The following is a 15101-nucleotide window of genomic DNA, read 5'->3' as shown; positions in this document are numbered from 1 at the left end:
TACATTTTGATGAAGAAAAGCCTATTCTATCAACAAAAATTTTTTATTAAAGGAGATTTTATATGTTTTTACAAAATAAGAATGTCGTCGTAATGGGTGTTGCCAACAAAAAAAGTATTGCTTGGGGCTGTGCAAAAGCATTAAAAGATCAAGGGGCCAATGTTATTTATACGTATCAAAACGAACGCATGAAAAAGCAAGTGGTTAAATTAGCAGATGAAAATGATTTGTTGGTGGAGTGCGATGTTGCTTCTGATGCGTCCATTCAAGCAGCCTTTGAAACAATTAAAAATGAAGTGGGCACGATCGATGGACTAGTCCATGCGATTGCTTTTGCCAAAAAAGAAGAATTGTCTGGAAACGTTAGTGACATCACTCGTGATGGTTTCCTATTAGCACAAGATATTAGTAGCTACTCTCTTTTAGCAGTCACTCATTATGCGAAACCTTTGTTAAATCCTGGTTCAGGAATTGTCACATTGACGTATTTAGGTTCCGAACGTGCGATTCCTAACTACAATATGATGGGGATTGCTAAAGCTTCTTTAGAAACTGCCGTGAAATATTTAGCTTTTGAATTAGCTGCAGATAAAATTCGTGTCAACGGAATCTCCGCAGGAGCGATTAAAACATTGGCTGTGACTGGTGTAAAAGACTACGATCAATTGATTAGTATTTCTAATGAGCGGACACCAGATAAAACAGGTGTAACCATTGAAGAAGTCGGAAACACTTGTGCCTTTTTAGTCAGTGAACTAGCTAGTGGTGTGGTCGGTGACATCATTTATGTCGATAAAGGCGTTCACTTAACTTAATCATTTTTTGTCTTTATTTTCTATTTATACATTAAAAAACAGAGATTGGACAATCTCTTTCACTCATTGATTGTCCAATTTCTGTTCTATTTTTTACTTTATTCTATAATAAAATTGACAGTTTCAATTCCAAAAACAGTTGTTAGAATTTGATTGACTTGTTCAAAAAGTTCTGGTAAATCTTCCAGTTTATTTTTAGATTGGATTTTTTCAGAACCGTTATCGTAGCTTAAATGATTGTACGCTTCTTTAAAGGTTACTGCTGTGTCTTCTTTTCGATAAAGGATATATTCGTCATCTAGCATATCCATTTGCAGCTCCTGTTTAAATCCATTTCTGGCAACAACAGCAGAAACTAGATGAGCAACTGTCAAGCCATCTAACGGAATGTCCACTCCATTCATTGCTAATGTGTAGACGGTATCTTCCACTAAACCACAGGCGTTGCAACCACCACTGGTTAAATCTACTGTACTTGTTATAATTGCCTCTTGCATCGTTTCTTCCCCCATATTGTTTTTTAAAGTTATTCTTTCATTTGTTATTTACGAATGTAATTCACATCATAATCGTCAACTTCAATATAGATATAGATTTTTTTATCAGGCATTTTACTGCGAATGTCTCGTTCAATCGCATTCACAACATCAGGTGCATCTTCTTCCATTGGTTCTACCACATCAATTTTTGCCGCTACTAAAATTTCAGTTGGACCTAAATGAACGGTCTTTACATCAATTAGTTTTTCAACATCCGCCCGATCAAATGCAGTTTTAATTTTTGCTAAATCTGTAGCGGTCACACTTTCTCCTATAATCAAACTATAAAATTCTTTCGCTAAGAAAATGGCTGCACACATTAATAGTAAACCAATCAGTAAACCACTGATAGCATCAAATGCAGCAATCCCAGTTACCATTGTTAAAAGGGTTCCCACCAAAGCTAAACACAAACCAATAACCGCACAAAAGTCTTCCGTAAAAATAATTAAAATTTCACTGTGACGACTTTCTCGCAAAAATTTTAAGAGCGATAACTTCTCTGTATTCAATTCTTTGATTTCTTTCATCGCTACACGCAACGAGCTACCTTCCACAAGCAAACCAAAAATTAAAATACCAATGACAATAGCCACATTTTCTACTTCGTGAGAGGGATGCAGTAACTTCTGAATAGCCTCCATTACGCCTAACGCACCCCCACCAAAAAAGAGCATCGTTGCAACAATTGTACTAAAAAAGTATTTTGCACGGCCTTCTCCAAATTGATGTAACGCACTTTGTCCACGAGAAGCGCGCTTATTCCCAAAAAGTAATAACACCTGATTACTACAGTCCACGACACTGTGGATACTTTCATTCATCATAGCGGTACTACCACTTAAAGCAAAACCAACAAATTTACTAATCGCTACTAAAATATTCGCAATCAGTGCGGCAATAACTGCAAACATGCCACTCGATTTTTTTGTCTCCATAATTACCTCCTATATGTAACGTAAAACTAAGATAAACCACCCGTTTATTCATCCATCATTTTACCACTTCTGAGGTATTTGTAAAAAAGAGTTCTCTTAAAATTCAAAAAGAAATGTACTGGCTGTTTTAGTTGGCCCTCATTTATCGGTGTCCATCCCACTCTTGATAAAATTCCTCCAGATAAAGTTCCATAAATTGATGACGCTTTTCCGCCAATAAGCGACCATAATTTGTATTCATTTGTTCCTTTAACTTTAAAAGTTTCTCATAAAAATGCATAATAGCAGTATCTTCCCCATTCCGGTATTCTTCTTGGGTTAACTGTTCACGAGGTTGTTTATGAGGATCGTGAATTAAACGGCCTTTATTTCCCGAATAAGCCATCACCCGTGCAATTCCAATTGCGCCGATGGCATCTAGTCGATCCGCATCCTGGACCACTTTTCCTTCTAATGTAGTAACTGTTTTCCCAGTATTTCCTCCTTTAAAGGACATATTAGCAATAATGGAAAGGATGTTATTCGTTTGCTCTGTTGATACGTTATTTGCTTCCAACCATTGTTGCACCTTTAGCAAGCCAGCCTCTTCGCTTTCGTTAAATTTTTCATCGCCAATATCATGTAACAATGCTGTTAATATACATAAAAATAAATTTGCTTGTTCTTTCTCTGCAATTGTTTTTGCTAATTGTGTCACCCGATAAATATGCCACCAGTCATGGCCACTTGCTTCGTTGGCTAATTCTTGTTGAACATAACGCGCTGCTGATTGAATAATTGTTTGTTCTTCAAAACTAAGAGATTCATTTTCAAACATCCTAACACTCCTTTATTCTGGATTTAAAATTTCCACCTGGATAATCCCGCTAGCTTTCAGAAACATATTGGTGACAATCGGACCTACAAAACAAAATCCTCTTTTTTTTAAGTCTTTTGCTACGTTATCTGACAAAAGCTGTGTGCGCGGGACTTGGTATGCTTCTTCATAAATAGATAAAACGGGGACGTTTTTTACAAATTGCCATAGATAATTGGCAAAACTGCCAAATTCTTCTTGTACTTTTAAAATTGCTTGCGCATTTTTAATGGTTGCTTCAATTTTGCGCCGATTGCGAATCATATCTGGATCAGCTACTATTCGATCGACTTCGTCAGGCAACAGCGCGGCAACTTTTTCCGGCTTCATTTGGCAAAAATTTTTCATGAATGCTACTTTTTTCCCTGCGGCTGCTTTCCAACTTAAACCAACTTGAAAAACACCCACCGTCAACAATAAAAACAGCAAATCATCCTCTCTTGTAGGTTTTCCCCATTGTTCTGTATACCATTGATAGTTGTTCATCGCCGCCTCCTTTTAAGACTGTTCAAATGTTAATAATGCTTGTTTCATTGCTAAACCACCACGGTAACCGGTTAATTGTCCCTTGCTGCCGATGACTCGATGGCAAGGAATGACCATTAATAAAGGATTTTTCCCAATCGCTGTGCCAACTGCTCGAACCGCACGTGGACGCCCAATTTTTTCTGAAATTTCTTGATAGGTCATTGTCTCACCATAAGGGATTTCTTGCAACGCCTGCCAAACTTCTTTTTGAAAGGGCGTTCCTTCGATGTCTATGGGGCAAGCAAACGTTGTCGAATGTTGGTTAAGATAACTTATGAATGCTTCTTTATAAGGCGCAGTTTTCTTTTCAGAAGCTTCTAATTGTGCTTGAGGGTACCAGTTTTTCAGCTCTTCTATCGATTGATTGGCTGAACCTACAAAAGCTAGTCCAGCGTCTGTCACACCAAGATAATAGTGATCGTTCTGCCATTCTTGTTGCGCATAATAAATCTTTTTTACCATATGTCTACACTTCTTTCTCGTGTTTTCTTATCTTCATTATAATTCTTTTGGCTTTCAAAATCTTGCGCTCCTATCACTTTTTACTTGTTTTTATTAGGGATTCTTTTACAATGAAGAAAACGGGAGGTGTGCTTACAATGAAAACAACGTATCGACTTACTCAGAAACGTTGGGAAGCCATTCAAAATAATAATACGCAATTTGATGGTGATTTTTTTTATGGTGTGACCACAACTAAAATTTTTTGTCGTCCTTCGTGCCCTTCCCGTGTGCCCAACAAGAACCACGTTCTGATTTTCAAAACGGCTCAGGAAGCTTTAACACTTGGTTTTCGTCCATGTAAAAGATGTCAACCAACCGGGCAAGTCGTTCCTAACGAGGAATGGGTTGCTCAAATTAAGCAATTTATTGATCGGCATTCAGCGGAACCTTTAAGTTTAGACTATTTAGCGCAAGTCTGCCACGGTAGTCCCTTTCATTTGCAGCGAACCTTTAAGGAACAGACGAAACAAACCCCGTTAGCTTATTTAACAAGTGTCCGAATTAGGCAAGCCCAAGAATTGCTTCTCCATTCACCCCTTACGATTCAACAAATCGCGAAAAAAGTTGGCTTCCAAGCCGCAGCATATTTTGCCACCACTTTTAAAAAAGAAACAGGCGTAACCCCCTCTGTTTATCGCAGTAAAAATGAGCCGAAAAAATAACATTTCGGCTCATCGGATTATTTATTGGGGCGTGATTGTAGCCACGCTACAATCAATTGACTGATTTCTGTTTGCTGTTGCTCGTTAGAAATTGTCGCTTTGTTGTCTCCTTTTTGGACACCGTAATTACCAAACCCTGCATGGTTACCACCTTTGATAGATACATACTGCGTATCTTTTGGCAAAAACTGTTTGGCTTTTTGGTAGCTAGTCCAATTTAAAACACCATCGTTTGTGGCTGTTATTGACAGAACCGGCAGATCTTGCTTGTTTAGTGCACCTTTTTCGTCAGGATAGCTGGCTAAATAAATCATGCCTTTGATTCGTTGCTCATTTTCCGCTACAAAACGGCTAGCCATCACACCACCCAGAGAATGTCCAGCCAAAACGAAGTTTTGTTGTGGATGATCCTTTATAATTTGTTCTGCAGCATTTGGTGCAAGAACCGCTAAATTCAAAGGAAAATGAACAACATAGACATCATAACCTTTCGTAGCAACTTCTTGCGCCCATTCACTATAACTAGCGGGCGCAACCAATGCACCTGGATAAAAAATCAGTGCTGTATCATTTTTTTGCCCGTTTGTATAATAATCATAGTTTTTTTCTTGCGTGGCACTTTGGCTTATTTTTAAGGCTGAATCGGTTGCTTGATACGTACTATTTTTAATAAAAATAGTCAGACCGATGACTAATACCGCTAAAAAAAGCCCGATTCCTAGGACAATTTTTTTCCAGCGTGATTTTGTTCTATTTTTCATCTCATTTCCTCCCAATGAAAAAATTCTTCTTTCTGATTCTACCTTTAATAAAAAAAGAACACAACAATAGGAGTTGGTGAAGCAACCCTTTTCTTGCTCCACCAACTCCTAACTAGACTGTTTCTCGATGCCTTAGATTATTTTGATTCTTTTTCGCCTGCTTCTAAGTAGCTGACATCATTGACTTTATCCAAAGTATATTCGCCATTTTTGTAATAAATTGTTGTGATACTAGCATTCTTTAAACCGCCTTCTGGGACTTTAAAATCATCAAATAAAGTTGCTAACAACGCTGAAATACTCAAGCCATGAGAGACCACTAAAACATTGCCATTCCCGGGATTGGCTGATTCTGTGGCAACAATTTTATCTAAGCCTTTTTTTAAACGTTTGGTAATTGTAGCATAGTCTTCTGCAGGCCAGTTATTCTTGCTTTCCTCGCGCTGTTGATCCAGTTTAGCTACACTGTTGGCAAAAGATTCAGGGGTCATGTTTTTCATAAATTCTTCTAAGGAAACACCTTGATCATCAGCAATATCCTGCCACATTGTCTTGTTTAAATCCCCTTCATAGCTACCAAAATTAAATTCACGTAAATCTGGGTCCCGCACGACTTCAAGGTCTTTGCCTGCTTTATTTTGATCTAAAATAAGTTGAGCAGTTTGCAAGGCGCGGCCACTATCACTACTATATGCATTTTGAAAGGCAACATCTTTCAAACCAATCCCAGTTGCTGTCACAACTTTTTCACCTTCTGGTGTTAAGACCGCATCTGACCATCCTTGTACGCGGTCCGTCGTATTTAACATGGTTTTTCCATGGCGCACAATGTAAAGAGTTAGTTCTTCAGGTTTTGTCTCTTTTTCTTTTGTCGTTGCTTGCTGATTTTTACCACAACCAACCATTACTAAAATGGCCAGAAAAAGCATCCCCACAATCGTCAATCGTTTTTTCATTTTTTATTTCCCCTCATTTTCTACTCAGTTGTTAAGTTTTCACCATTACTAGCGATAACTTGTTTGTACCAATTAAATGATTTTTTCTTAGTTCGTTTCAAGGTTCCCTGACCTTCGTCATCCATGTCTACATAGATAAAGCCGTAACGTTTTTTCATTTCGCCAGTCCCTGCTGAAACTAAGTCAATACAACCCCATGGCGTATAACCAATTAAGTTAACCCCGTCTTCTTCTACTGCGGTTCTCATGGCTTCAATATGTTGTTTAAAATAATCAATGCGGTAATCGTCGACAATCGAGCCATCCTCTTGCAATGTATCCACCGCGCCAAACCCGTTTTCAACCACAAACAATGGCATATTGTAACGATCTGACAACTGACACAATGAAATTCTTAACCCTAAAGGATCGACAGCCCAGCCCCATTCAGATTCTTGCAAATAAGGATTTTTAACCGCAGGCATTTGGTTGCCTCCGACATATTTTACTTCTTCGGGATAAGCAGTCGAAACAGTCGACATATAATAACTAAACCCGATATAATCAACTGTTCCTTTTTGAATAATCGCTAAATCATCTGACTCCATTTGAATTGTCATTCCTTCACGCTCAAATTCTTTGAGCTTATGCGCTGGATAATAGCCCTTAGCCTGGACATCCATATAAAATTCTTGCTCTCGGTTAAATTGAACAGCTGCCATCACGTCCTCAGGTTTGCAGGACAAAGGATAACTTGGAATATAAGCCACCATCATACCAATTTGGAAATCTGGATTGATGGAATGTCCTAATTCAACTGCTTTCGCACTTGCTACAAATAGATGATGCGCTGCTTGATATTTACTTTGTTTATCATTATTGTGAATCCCAATTTGCGTCCAACTTCTTAAAAAATTAATTTCATTAAAAGTCATCCAATACTTCACTTTATCCTGATAACGTGTAAAAATGGTTTCGCAAAAGAAAACAAAGAAATCAATCACTTCACGATTTTTCCAACCATCATATTCATCGGCCAAATACATTGGAATATCAAAATGGTTAATCGTCACAATGGGCTCAATTCCATGGCGCAGCAAAGTATCAAAAACTTTATCATAAAAGGCTAAGCCTTCTTCATTAATCTCTTTTGTTCCATTTGGGCAAATCCGGCTCCAGGCGATAGACAGCCGAAAACATTTGAAACCCATTTCTGCAAATAAGGCGATATCTTCTTCGTAATGATGGTAAAAGTCCGTCGCTACATGACTAGGATAGTATAACTCTTCATCGATATAGCCAATCGCTCCTTCGGGTAATGCTTGATCGCGCGTACACGAAGCTTTTTGGCCTTCTTTAGTTAAATACGTAATCCGTCGCGGTTCTGTTTGACTACCACCAGTAATTGCATCTAATGTACTCAGACCTTTGCCTCCTGAAAGATAGCCACCTTCATATTGGTTAGCAGCTGTTGCGCCGCCCCATAAAAAATTTTCTGGAAATCCCATAAAATCCCTCTTTCCCTCTGTTTTTAGGCATAACAAAGAAACCATCAAGGGAATTGACGCTGGCAGAAGAGTCCTTGTTTTTTCTACCAACGTCAAACGCCCTTGAATAGTTGCTAGTTTTATTAATTACTTAAATCTTCACCATTTGTTGCGATTACTTTTTTGTACCAATCAAACGATTTCTTCTTGCTTCGTTTTAACGTACCATTTCCTTCGTTATCGCGATCCACATAGATAAAGCCATAGCGTTTTTTCATTTCACCTGTTCCAGCTGATACTAAATCAATACAGCCCCAAGTCGTATAGCCTAACAAGTCGACACCATCTTGTTCAACGGCATCTTTCATCGCTTGAATATGCGCCGCCAAATAATCGATACGATAATCATCGACTACATCACCATTTTCGTCTGGTGTGTCTACCGCTCCTAAGCCATTTTCAACAATGAATAGTGGTTTTTGATAACGATCATATAAATCATTCATCGTAATTCTCAAACCAAGCGGATCAATTTGCCAACCCCATTCACTGGCTTTTAAATAAGGATTTTTCACAGAGGCAAAGATGTTACCAGCTGTTTGTTCATTAATTTCTGGATCTGTTGATGTGACACGAGAAGAATAATAAGAGAACGAAATGAAGTCCACCGTATGTTCTTTTAAAAGTTCTTCGTCGCCTTCTTCCATTTCAATTTGAATACCTTTACGTGCCATTTCTTTTAAAGCATACGCAGGGTAATCCCCACGTGATTGGACATCAATAAAGAAATAATTTTCACGATCTGCTTGTCGAGCAGCGAAAACATCTTCTGGTTTGCAAGTATAAGCGTAGTTGGAACCAGCCGCTAACATACAACCTACTTGGTTTTCAGGATCTACCTCATGAGCAATTTTTGTCGCAATTGCACTTGCTAGTAGTTCATGATGGGCCGCTTGGTATTTCACTTGTTCTTTGTTTTCGCCTTCTTCAAAGTATAGACCTGCTCCCATAAATGGTGCATGTAAAATCATATTAATTTCGTTAAATGTTAACCAATACTTGACTAATCCTTTATATCGGTTGAAAATTACACGGCAAAGATTTTCATAGAAACCTACTAACTTACGACTACGCCAAGCGCCATATTCTTCCACTAAGTGCATTGGACAGTCAAAGTGTGTAATCGTTACTAGTGGCTCAATCCCATATTTATGACATTCTTTGAATAAGTCTTCATAGAACTTCAAGCCTTCTTCATTCGGCTCTGTTTCATCTCCCATTGGAAAAATTCGACTCCAAGCAATGGATAAACGGTATGTTTTAAAACCCATTTCACCAAATAAGGCGATATCTTCTTTATAGCGATGATACATATCAATCGCCTCTTGTGCAGGATAGAAATGTTCTTCATCAAAGTTAAACATTTTCTTTTCACCAGTGATTACTGGAAAACGATCTGGACCAGTTGGCGCTAAATCGACGTTTGCCAAACCGCGTCCACCTTCGTTATAGCCACCTTCACATTGATTGGCTGCTGTTGCGCCACCCCATAAAAAGTCTTTTCTAAATGCCATAAATTCTCTTCCTCCACATCTTTTTATATTAAAGCGGTCAGCAAATCATCACTTGTTGAAACTTCATTACTGCCGACTTCCAAAATATCTAAATAATCCGCTGTATTCGTCACAACGATTGGGATTTGTGTACTAAACCCAGCTTTTTTAATTCCTTCTAAATCAAAGGTTACTAATGTTTGACCTTTTTTCACGCGGTCACCTTGTTTTACGAAAGCTTCAAAGCCTTCGCCTTCTAATTGAACTGTATCAATCCCAATATGAATCAATAATTCTGTGCCGTTATCTGAAATCAAACCTAATGCATGTTTTGTTGGGAATAGTGTGACAATCGTTCCATCAAAGGGTGCAACCACTTTGCCTTCCGTTGGTTCAATCACGACCCCATTTCCTAATGCTCCATTTGCAAAAGCAGGATCCTCTGCATTTTTTAAAGATAACACTCGTCCTTTGACTGGACTTGTAATATTTTCTTTTTTAATCGTTGTTTTATCAATAATCACTTCTTCTTCCTCAACTGTATTGTCTTTCCAGAAGAAGAATGTTAGACCAAAACCGACGACCGCTGCAATGGCAATTGCAATAAAGGACTGGATCATCCCACTTGCATCATCACCATTGATAAAGTTTAGCACACCGAAAATTCCTAAACCACCCATTGTATAAGCTGTCACATTGTTGATCATCAAATATAAACCACCGACAGCGCCACCAATCATTGAATAAATAAATGGCCATTTTTTTGGTAAAGTGATTCCATAAATTGCTGGCTCTGTTACACCAAAAATACCAGAGATAATTGCTGGCGGACACAAAGCTTTTAACTTTTTATCTTTCAATTTGAAGAACATCGCTAAAACAACCGCTGTTTGCGCAAAACTAGCTGCAAATGATCCCGTTAATACTTGGCTTGAACCTTCTTGTGTCACTTGCATAATAGCTAATGGCACAACGCTCCAATGTAAACCAAAAATAACTAAGACTTGCCAGAAGAAACCAAGAATCAAACCATACAAAGCTGGTGAGAAACTCATTAATGCTGTAAAGCCAGCGCTTAATAAATCTGTTAGCATGCTAACGATTGGCCCAATTACTAAGAAACCAATTGGTAAGGCAATCAACAAGACGAAAAACGGTACTAAGAACGTTTGAACAACTTCTGGAATAATCCGTTTAAACACTTTTTGAACTTGTGCCGCAAAAGCAATAATGAAGATGATTGGTACGACACTACTTGTATAGTTCGCACCGACCCAAGGAATCCCCATAAATGTATTATAGGCAGGTAAGCCGAATAAATTATACGGTGCTGCGGCTCCGGCACCCGCTGTTGTTTCAAAGGCCGTTTGTAATGCACTTCCTTGAATCGTTGGGTAACATAAAGCTGCGCCAATCACGATCCCTACCATCGGATGCAACCGGAATTTTTTAGCTGCTGTATAACCTAAAATAACTGGCATAAAGTAGAAAATTGCATCGCCAATCCCATTTAACATGGTATAAGTCCCTGACGTAGCCGTATAGAGCTTTAAGAAAACCAATAAGGCATTTAACCCTTTGACCATCCCAGCCGCTGCTAACGCCCCTAAAAAGGGTTGGAAACAACCACTTAAAATATCTATTAAGCGATCAAATAAATTCCCACTGGAAGCTTCTTCTTCACGTTCTCCTGACAAGCCTGCAATACTAACTACTTCTTCGTAAACGGCTGGAACATGGTTCCCAATAACGACTTGGTATTGTCCACCGCTTTTCATAACAGTTACCACACCGTCCATATTTTTTAAGACATCATCATTCGCTTGACTCTCATCTTTTAATTTGAAGCGAAGACGTGTGATACAATGTGTCAAACTATTAATATTCTCTTGCCCACCGACATTTTTTACAATTTTTTCTGCTAGTTCATGATATTTTCCCATCTTTTTTTCCTCCAAAAATTTATTTTCATTTGAAGGTTTAGCCAACTGAATGTCACTATCCAAAGTGGTGCGTTTATTGTTCCGTTGTTTGTACAATTCGTGCAATGTGAATCGTTAGGTACAAGCGTTCTTCATTTGAGACTTGATAGTCATAGTTCTCATTTAAATACAAGCTGATCTTTTCCACGCAACGATAGGCGTTAAGATATTTCTTTTTAATTACCGCATACAGTTCTTCATCATCATTTTCGACAACTTCACGTTGGTGTAATAAGCGATAACAGAAAAATTTTAAATGTGTGCTAAATCGATAAAAGTAAACAGAGTCTTCATCAAAACTTACCTTAAAATAGTATTTGACGATATTTGTAATCTCTTGCATCAACTTTGTCAATTCGTAAATATTACCGACTTCTTCCTCCATCTCCGCATTCACCAAGTGCAATGCGATAAAACCTGCCTCATCCGTTGACAATTCCATTCCTACGCGCTTTTGTACCATTTTTAAAGCATTTACTCCTACTTCGTACTCTTCAGGAAAAAAACGTTTAATATCCCATAATAATAAATTCTTAATTGCAATTCCTTGTTTTTTTCTTTCTAAAGCTGTGTACAAATGATCCGTCAGAGAAATATAAATGGTATCATTCAAACTCTTTTTCAACGTTGATTTTGCATAAACAATAATGTCATCCGAGAGTTTCATCATCTCTAAAGGAATATTTCCTAACAATTCTTGAAACTTAAGTGATGTTTCTTGATTGGCTAAATAAAAAACTTGATCAATACTTTCATCAGGAACCCAATCCCCAATGCGTTTCTTAAAAGCAATTCCTTTGCCCATAACAATTTGCTCTCGTTTATCATCATCTAATGTAATAACCACATTATTGTTTAAAATTTTGTGAATAATCAATGCCCCACCTCCTTTGTGTTTCGTTGAAAAAAGAAAAACCCAATTTCTTCAAAAAGAACGACACACCTGTCGCTTCATGAAAAAATTAGGTTTAGCTTGTCTTTAAACAATCACTATCCATCTATTTACTTATCCCTACATCCAAAGAATAACATATTTACAACAAATGTCAACGCTTTCAACGACATTTGTTTGTAATAAAAATAAAAAAAGCATACAAACAATGTTTGTATGCTTCACTATGACCCGTACGGGACTCGAACCCGTGTTACCGCCGTGAAAGGGCGGTGTCTTAACCGCTTGACCAACGGGCCATTAAAAAGAAAAAACGGAGAAGGAGGGATTTGAACCCTCGCGCCGGTTTCCCGACCTACACCCTTAGCAGGGGCGCCTCTTCAGCCACTTGAGTACTTCCCCAAGAAATAAATGGGCCTAAATGGACTCGAACCATCGACCTCACGCTTATCAGGCGTGCGCTCTAACCAGCTGAGCTATAGGCCCCAAATAAGAAAAAAGCGGGTGACGAGAATCGAACTCGCGACAACAGCTTGGAAGGCTGTGGTTTTACCACTAAACTACACCCGCAAATTTTTCTTGGATGGCGCGGGACAGAATCGAACTGCCGACACATGGAGCTTCAATCCATTGCTCTACCAACTGAGCTACCGAGCCAAAAACGGTCTGGACGGGACTCGAACCCGCGACCTCCTGCGTGACAGGCAGGCATTCTAACCAGCTGAACTACCAAACCAATTCGTTTTTGCTTTATGCAAATGTATGCTTTAAAAAATAAAAGCAATTGCGGGGGCAGGATTTGAACCTACGACCTTCGGGTTATGAGCCCGACGAGCTACCTGACTGCTCCACCCCGCGATAATTAGACTAAGGAAACTTAATTCCTAAGAAAGGAGGATAAGGGATTCGAACCCTTGCACGGTTTTACCCGCCTGACGGTTTTCAAGACCGTTCCCTTCAGCCGGACTTGGGTAATCCTCCGTAACAAAACTATGACCCGTACGGGACTCGAACCCGTGTTACCGCCGTGAAAGGGCGGTGTCTTAACCGCTTGACCAACGGGCCATTTTATAAAATTATGGGCCTAAATGGACTCGAACCATCGACCTCACGCTTATCAGGCGTGCGCTCTAACCAGCTGAGCTATAGGCCCAAAAAGAAAAGCGGGTGACGAGAATCGAACTCGCGACAACAGCTTGGAAGGCTGTGGTTTTACCACTAAACTACACCCGCATGGCGGTCTGGACGGGACTCGAACCCGCGACCTCCTGCGTGACAGGCAGGCATTCTAACCAGCTGAACTACCAAACCATACTTTTCTTTTTATGTGCTTTTGAAATCAAAAGCAATTGCGGGGGCAGGATTTGAACCTACGACCTTCGGGTTATGAGCCCGACGAGCTACCTGACTGCTCCACCCCGCGATAATTAGACCAAGGAAATTTAATTCCTAAGAAAGGAGGATAAGGGATTCGAACCCTTGCACGGTTTTACCCGCCTGACGGTTTTCAAGACCGTTCCCTTCAGCCGGACTTGGGTAATCCTCCATGATAAAAATAAAACTATAAACAACGTCACAATGGACCTTGTAGGACTCGAACCTACGACCGGACGGTTATGAGCCGTCTGCTCTAACCAACTGAGCTAAAGGTCCAGGCTCTTCCAAATGTATAATCGCGGCGGAGGGGATCGAACCCCCGACCTCCCGGGTATGAACCGGACGCTCTAGCCAGCTGAGCTACACCGCGAAACTCTTATATTAAATAAGAATGGAGCCTAGCGGGATCGAACCGCTGACCTCCTGCGTGCAAAGCAGGCGCTCTCCCAGCTGAGCTAAGGCCCCATGAAAATTATTATCGGGAAGACAGGATTCGAACCTGCGACCCCTTGGTCCCAAACCAAGTGCTCTACCAAGCTGAGCTACTTCCCGTATATAACTAATGCACCCAAAGGGAGTCGAACCCCTAACCTTTTGATTCGTAGTCAAACACTCTATCCAGTTGAGCTATGGGTGCTAAATATAAAACAATGCCGAGGACCGGAATCGAACCGGTACGGTGATCACTCACCGCAGGATTTTAAGTCCTGTGCGTCTGCCAGTTCCGCCACCCCGGCGTAATGAATTGGCTAAGCGGAAAACGGGGTTCGAACCCGCGACCCCCACCTTGGCAAGGTGGTGCTCTACCACTGAGCTATTTCCGCAAAATGGTGCCGGCTAAAGGACTTGAACCCTCGACCCTCTGATTACAAATCAGATGCTCTACCAACTGAGCTAAGCCGGCTAAATATGCGGGTGAAGGGACTTGAACCCCCACGCCTTGCGGCGCTAGATCCTAAATCTAGTGCGTCTGCCAATTCCGCCACACCCGCAAATGAAATATGAATATGAGCCGTACAGGGCTCGAACCTGTGACCCTCTGATTAAAAGTCAGATGCTCTACCAACTGAGCTAACGGCTCAAAAAATGGAGGTTAACGGGATCGAACCGCTGACCCCCTGCTTGTAAGGCAGGTGCTCTCCCAGCTGAGCTAAACCTCCAAAAACAACAATTCGCGTGGCGACGTCCTACTCTCACAAAGGGAAACCCTTCACTACAATCGGCGCTAAGAAGCTTAACTTCTGTGTTCGGCATGGGAACAGGTGTATCCTT

Annotated in this window: 13 protein-coding genes, 25 tRNA genes and 1 rRNA gene (1 of these 39 cut by a window edge); 2 read left to right on the top strand and 37 right to left on the bottom strand. The window is 40.0% G+C overall.

Annotated features, from left to right (window positions below; all coding sequences use genetic code 11):
* Positions 1 to 62 precede the first annotated feature (62 nt).
* Positions 63 to 815, top strand: coding sequence for an enoyl-ACP reductase FabI (gene fabI / locus IGL90_RS01295; protein WP_002358338.1), 753 nt, complete (start codon positions 63 to 65; stop codon positions 813 to 815).
* A 98-nt stretch (positions 816 to 913) separates the two neighbouring features.
* Here fabI and IGL90_RS01290 read toward each other — a convergent pair whose 3' ends face one another.
* From IGL90_RS01290 to IGL90_RS01270, 5 genes are all read right to left on the bottom strand, one after another.
* Positions 914 to 1327, bottom strand: a complete 414-nt coding sequence (locus tag IGL90_RS01290) for a DUF4809 family protein (RefSeq protein ID WP_002355192.1) — start codon at positions 1325 to 1327, stop codon at positions 914 to 916.
* A gap of 29 nt (positions 1328 to 1356) precedes the next feature.
* The gene (locus IGL90_RS01285) at positions 1357 to 2292 is read right to left on the bottom strand and encodes a cation diffusion facilitator family transporter (protein WP_002386043.1); all 936 of its coding nucleotides are present in this window, start codon (positions 2290 to 2292) and stop codon (positions 1357 to 1359) included.
* 142 nt (positions 2293 to 2434) lie between these two features.
* Positions 2435 to 3109 (bottom strand): HD domain-containing protein, encoded by a 675-nt coding sequence (locus IGL90_RS01280; protein WP_048737153.1) that lies wholly within the window; start codon positions 3107 to 3109, stop codon positions 2435 to 2437.
* 12 nt (positions 3110 to 3121) lie between these two features.
* Entirely contained in the window at positions 3122 to 3634 is a 513-nt protein-coding gene (locus IGL90_RS01275) for a DNA-3-methyladenine glycosylase I (protein WP_048737155.1), read from the bottom strand.
* 12 nt (positions 3635 to 3646) lie between these two features.
* On the bottom strand, positions 3647 to 4138 hold the full coding sequence (locus IGL90_RS01270) for a methylated-DNA--[protein]-cysteine S-methyltransferase (protein ID WP_048737157.1): 492 nt from the start codon (positions 4136 to 4138) through the stop codon (positions 3647 to 3649).
* 110 nt (positions 4139 to 4248) lie between these two features.
* On the opposite strand from IGL90_RS01270, the gene IGL90_RS01265 reads away from it, so the two are divergent.
* Positions 4249 to 4842 carry a bifunctional transcriptional activator/DNA repair enzyme AdaA gene (locus tag IGL90_RS01265; protein WP_048737158.1) on the top strand — a complete coding sequence of 198 codons (594 nt, stop codon included), beginning with the start codon at positions 4249 to 4251 and terminating at the stop codon, positions 4840 to 4842.
* A 17-nt stretch (positions 4843 to 4859) separates the two neighbouring features.
* On the opposite strand, the gene IGL90_RS01260 is transcribed toward IGL90_RS01265, so the two are convergent.
* The 32 genes from IGL90_RS01260 to rrf all read right to left on the bottom strand — a co-directional run.
* Positions 4860 to 5603, bottom strand: a complete 744-nt coding sequence (locus tag IGL90_RS01260; RefSeq protein WP_002364998.1) for an alpha/beta hydrolase — start codon at positions 5601 to 5603, stop codon at positions 4860 to 4862.
* A 137-nt stretch (positions 5604 to 5740) separates the two neighbouring features.
* Entirely contained in the window at positions 5741 to 6559 is an 819-nt protein-coding gene (locus IGL90_RS01255; RefSeq protein ID WP_048737160.1) for a histidine phosphatase family protein, read from the bottom strand.
* Between the two features lie 20 nt (positions 6560 to 6579).
* Entirely contained in the window at positions 6580 to 8046 is a 1467-nt protein-coding gene (locus IGL90_RS01250) for a glycoside hydrolase family 1 protein (RefSeq protein WP_048737162.1), read from the bottom strand.
* 122 nt (positions 8047 to 8168) lie between these two features.
* Positions 8169 to 9599 (bottom strand): 6-phospho-beta-glucosidase, encoded by a 1431-nt coding sequence (locus IGL90_RS01245; RefSeq protein WP_048737164.1) that lies wholly within the window; start codon positions 9597 to 9599, stop codon positions 8169 to 8171.
* 23 nt (positions 9600 to 9622) lie between these two features.
* Positions 9623 to 11521, bottom strand: a complete 1899-nt coding sequence (locus tag IGL90_RS01240; protein WP_002358327.1) for a beta-glucoside-specific PTS transporter subunit IIABC — start codon at positions 11519 to 11521, stop codon at positions 9623 to 9625.
* A gap of 73 nt (positions 11522 to 11594) precedes the next feature.
* Positions 11595 to 12437, bottom strand: a complete 843-nt coding sequence (gene licT, locus IGL90_RS01235) for a BglG family transcription antiterminator LicT (protein WP_002355181.1) — start codon at positions 12435 to 12437, stop codon at positions 11595 to 11597.
* Between the two features lie 242 nt (positions 12438 to 12679).
* Positions 12680 to 12751 (bottom strand) — tRNA-Glu (locus IGL90_RS01230).
* A 15-nt stretch (positions 12752 to 12766) separates the two neighbouring features.
* Positions 12767 to 12854: transfer RNA gene (locus IGL90_RS01225), tRNA-Ser, on the bottom strand.
* A 10-nt stretch (positions 12855 to 12864) separates the two neighbouring features.
* Positions 12865 to 12938 (bottom strand) — tRNA-Ile (locus IGL90_RS01220).
* 13 nt (positions 12939 to 12951) lie between these two features.
* A tRNA-Gly gene (locus IGL90_RS01215) sits at positions 12952 to 13022 on the bottom strand.
* Positions 13023 to 13036: 14 nt separating this feature from the next.
* A tRNA-Phe gene (locus IGL90_RS01210) sits at positions 13037 to 13109 on the bottom strand.
* Between the two features lie 5 nt (positions 13110 to 13114).
* Positions 13115 to 13188: transfer RNA gene (locus tag IGL90_RS01205), tRNA-Asp, on the bottom strand.
* A gap of 48 nt (positions 13189 to 13236) precedes the next feature.
* A tRNA-Met gene (locus IGL90_RS01200) sits at positions 13237 to 13310 on the bottom strand.
* A gap of 33 nt (positions 13311 to 13343) precedes the next feature.
* A tRNA-Ser gene (locus tag IGL90_RS01195) sits at positions 13344 to 13433 on the bottom strand.
* 12 nt (positions 13434 to 13445) lie between these two features.
* Positions 13446 to 13517: transfer RNA gene (locus tag IGL90_RS01190), tRNA-Glu, on the bottom strand.
* Positions 13518 to 13531: 14 nt separating this feature from the next.
* Positions 13532 to 13605: transfer RNA gene (locus tag IGL90_RS01185), tRNA-Ile, on the bottom strand.
* Positions 13606 to 13614: 9 nt separating this feature from the next.
* Positions 13615 to 13685: transfer RNA gene (locus IGL90_RS01180), tRNA-Gly, on the bottom strand.
* Between the two features lies 1 nt (position 13686).
* A tRNA-Asp gene (locus tag IGL90_RS01175) sits at positions 13687 to 13763 on the bottom strand.
* Positions 13764 to 13801: 38 nt separating this feature from the next.
* A tRNA-Met gene (locus IGL90_RS01170) sits at positions 13802 to 13875 on the bottom strand.
* A gap of 33 nt (positions 13876 to 13908) precedes the next feature.
* A tRNA-Ser gene (locus IGL90_RS01165) sits at positions 13909 to 13998 on the bottom strand.
* Between the two features lie 33 nt (positions 13999 to 14031).
* Positions 14032 to 14105: transfer RNA gene (locus tag IGL90_RS01160), tRNA-Ile, on the bottom strand.
* 20 nt (positions 14106 to 14125) lie between these two features.
* Positions 14126 to 14199 (bottom strand) — tRNA-Met (locus IGL90_RS01155).
* Between the two features lie 22 nt (positions 14200 to 14221).
* Positions 14222 to 14294 (bottom strand) — tRNA-Ala (locus IGL90_RS01150).
* A gap of 13 nt (positions 14295 to 14307) precedes the next feature.
* Positions 14308 to 14381: transfer RNA gene (locus tag IGL90_RS01145), tRNA-Pro, on the bottom strand.
* A gap of 11 nt (positions 14382 to 14392) precedes the next feature.
* Positions 14393 to 14466 (bottom strand) — tRNA-Arg (locus IGL90_RS01140).
* A gap of 14 nt (positions 14467 to 14480) precedes the next feature.
* A tRNA-Leu gene (locus tag IGL90_RS01135) sits at positions 14481 to 14566 on the bottom strand.
* A gap of 15 nt (positions 14567 to 14581) precedes the next feature.
* A tRNA-Gly gene (locus tag IGL90_RS01130) sits at positions 14582 to 14653 on the bottom strand.
* A 4-nt stretch (positions 14654 to 14657) separates the two neighbouring features.
* Positions 14658 to 14733: transfer RNA gene (locus IGL90_RS01125), tRNA-Thr, on the bottom strand.
* A 6-nt stretch (positions 14734 to 14739) separates the two neighbouring features.
* Positions 14740 to 14821 (bottom strand) — tRNA-Leu (locus IGL90_RS01120).
* Between the two features lie 16 nt (positions 14822 to 14837).
* A tRNA-Lys gene (locus tag IGL90_RS01115) sits at positions 14838 to 14910 on the bottom strand.
* 6 nt (positions 14911 to 14916) lie between these two features.
* A tRNA-Val gene (locus IGL90_RS01110) sits at positions 14917 to 14989 on the bottom strand.
* Positions 14990 to 15003: 14 nt separating this feature from the next.
* Positions 15004 to 15101: ribosomal RNA gene (rrf, locus tag IGL90_RS01105) — 5S ribosomal RNA — on the bottom strand; it runs 18 nt beyond the window's last position.

The sequence above is a fragment of the Enterococcus sp. DIV1307a genome (assembly GCF_050537425.1).
Taxonomy (GTDB): Bacteria; Bacillota; Bacilli; order Lactobacillales; family Enterococcaceae; genus Enterococcus; species Enterococcus faecalis.
The sequence above is the reverse complement of the archived record's forward strand: the minus strand, read 5'-3'. Positions and strand labels throughout refer to the sequence as shown.

Excerpts from the sequence above, each read along its gene's own strand:
- IGL90_RS01265 (WP_048737158.1), top strand. The coding sequence starts at position 4,249 with ATGAAGAAAACGGGAGGTGTGCTTACAATGAAAACAACGTATCGACTT.
- IGL90_RS01280 (WP_048737153.1), bottom strand. The coding sequence starts at position 3,109 with ATGTTTGAAAATGAATCTCTTAGTTTTGAAGAACAAACAATTATTCAA.
- IGL90_RS01260 (WP_002364998.1), bottom strand. The coding sequence starts at position 5,603 with ATGAAAAATAGAACAAAATCACGCTGGAAAAAAATTGTCCTAGGAATC.
- IGL90_RS01255 (WP_048737160.1), bottom strand. The coding sequence starts at position 6,559 with ATGAAAAAACGATTGACGATTGTGGGGATGCTTTTTCTGGCCATTTTA.
- IGL90_RS01245 (WP_048737164.1), bottom strand. The coding sequence starts at position 9,599 with ATGGCATTTAGAAAAGACTTTTTATGGGGTGGCGCAACAGCAGCCAAT.
- IGL90_RS01250 (WP_048737162.1), bottom strand. The coding sequence starts at position 8,046 with ATGGGATTTCCAGAAAATTTTTTATGGGGCGGCGCAACAGCTGCTAAC.
- fabI (WP_002358338.1), top strand. The coding sequence starts at position 63 with ATGTTTTTACAAAATAAGAATGTCGTCGTAATGGGTGTTGCCAACAAA.
- IGL90_RS01240 (WP_002358327.1), bottom strand. The coding sequence starts at position 11,521 with ATGGGAAAATATCATGAACTAGCAGAAAAAATTGTAAAAAATGTCGGT.
- IGL90_RS01270 (WP_048737157.1), bottom strand. The coding sequence starts at position 4,138 with ATGGTAAAAAAGATTTATTATGCGCAACAAGAATGGCAGAACGATCAC.
- IGL90_RS01275 (WP_048737155.1), bottom strand. The coding sequence starts at position 3,634 with ATGAACAACTATCAATGGTATACAGAACAATGGGGAAAACCTACAAGA.
- IGL90_RS01290 (WP_002355192.1), bottom strand. The coding sequence starts at position 1,327 with ATGGGGGAAGAAACGATGCAAGAGGCAATTATAACAAGTACAGTAGAT.
- IGL90_RS01285 (WP_002386043.1), bottom strand. The coding sequence starts at position 2,292 with ATGGAGACAAAAAAATCGAGTGGCATGTTTGCAGTTATTGCCGCACTG.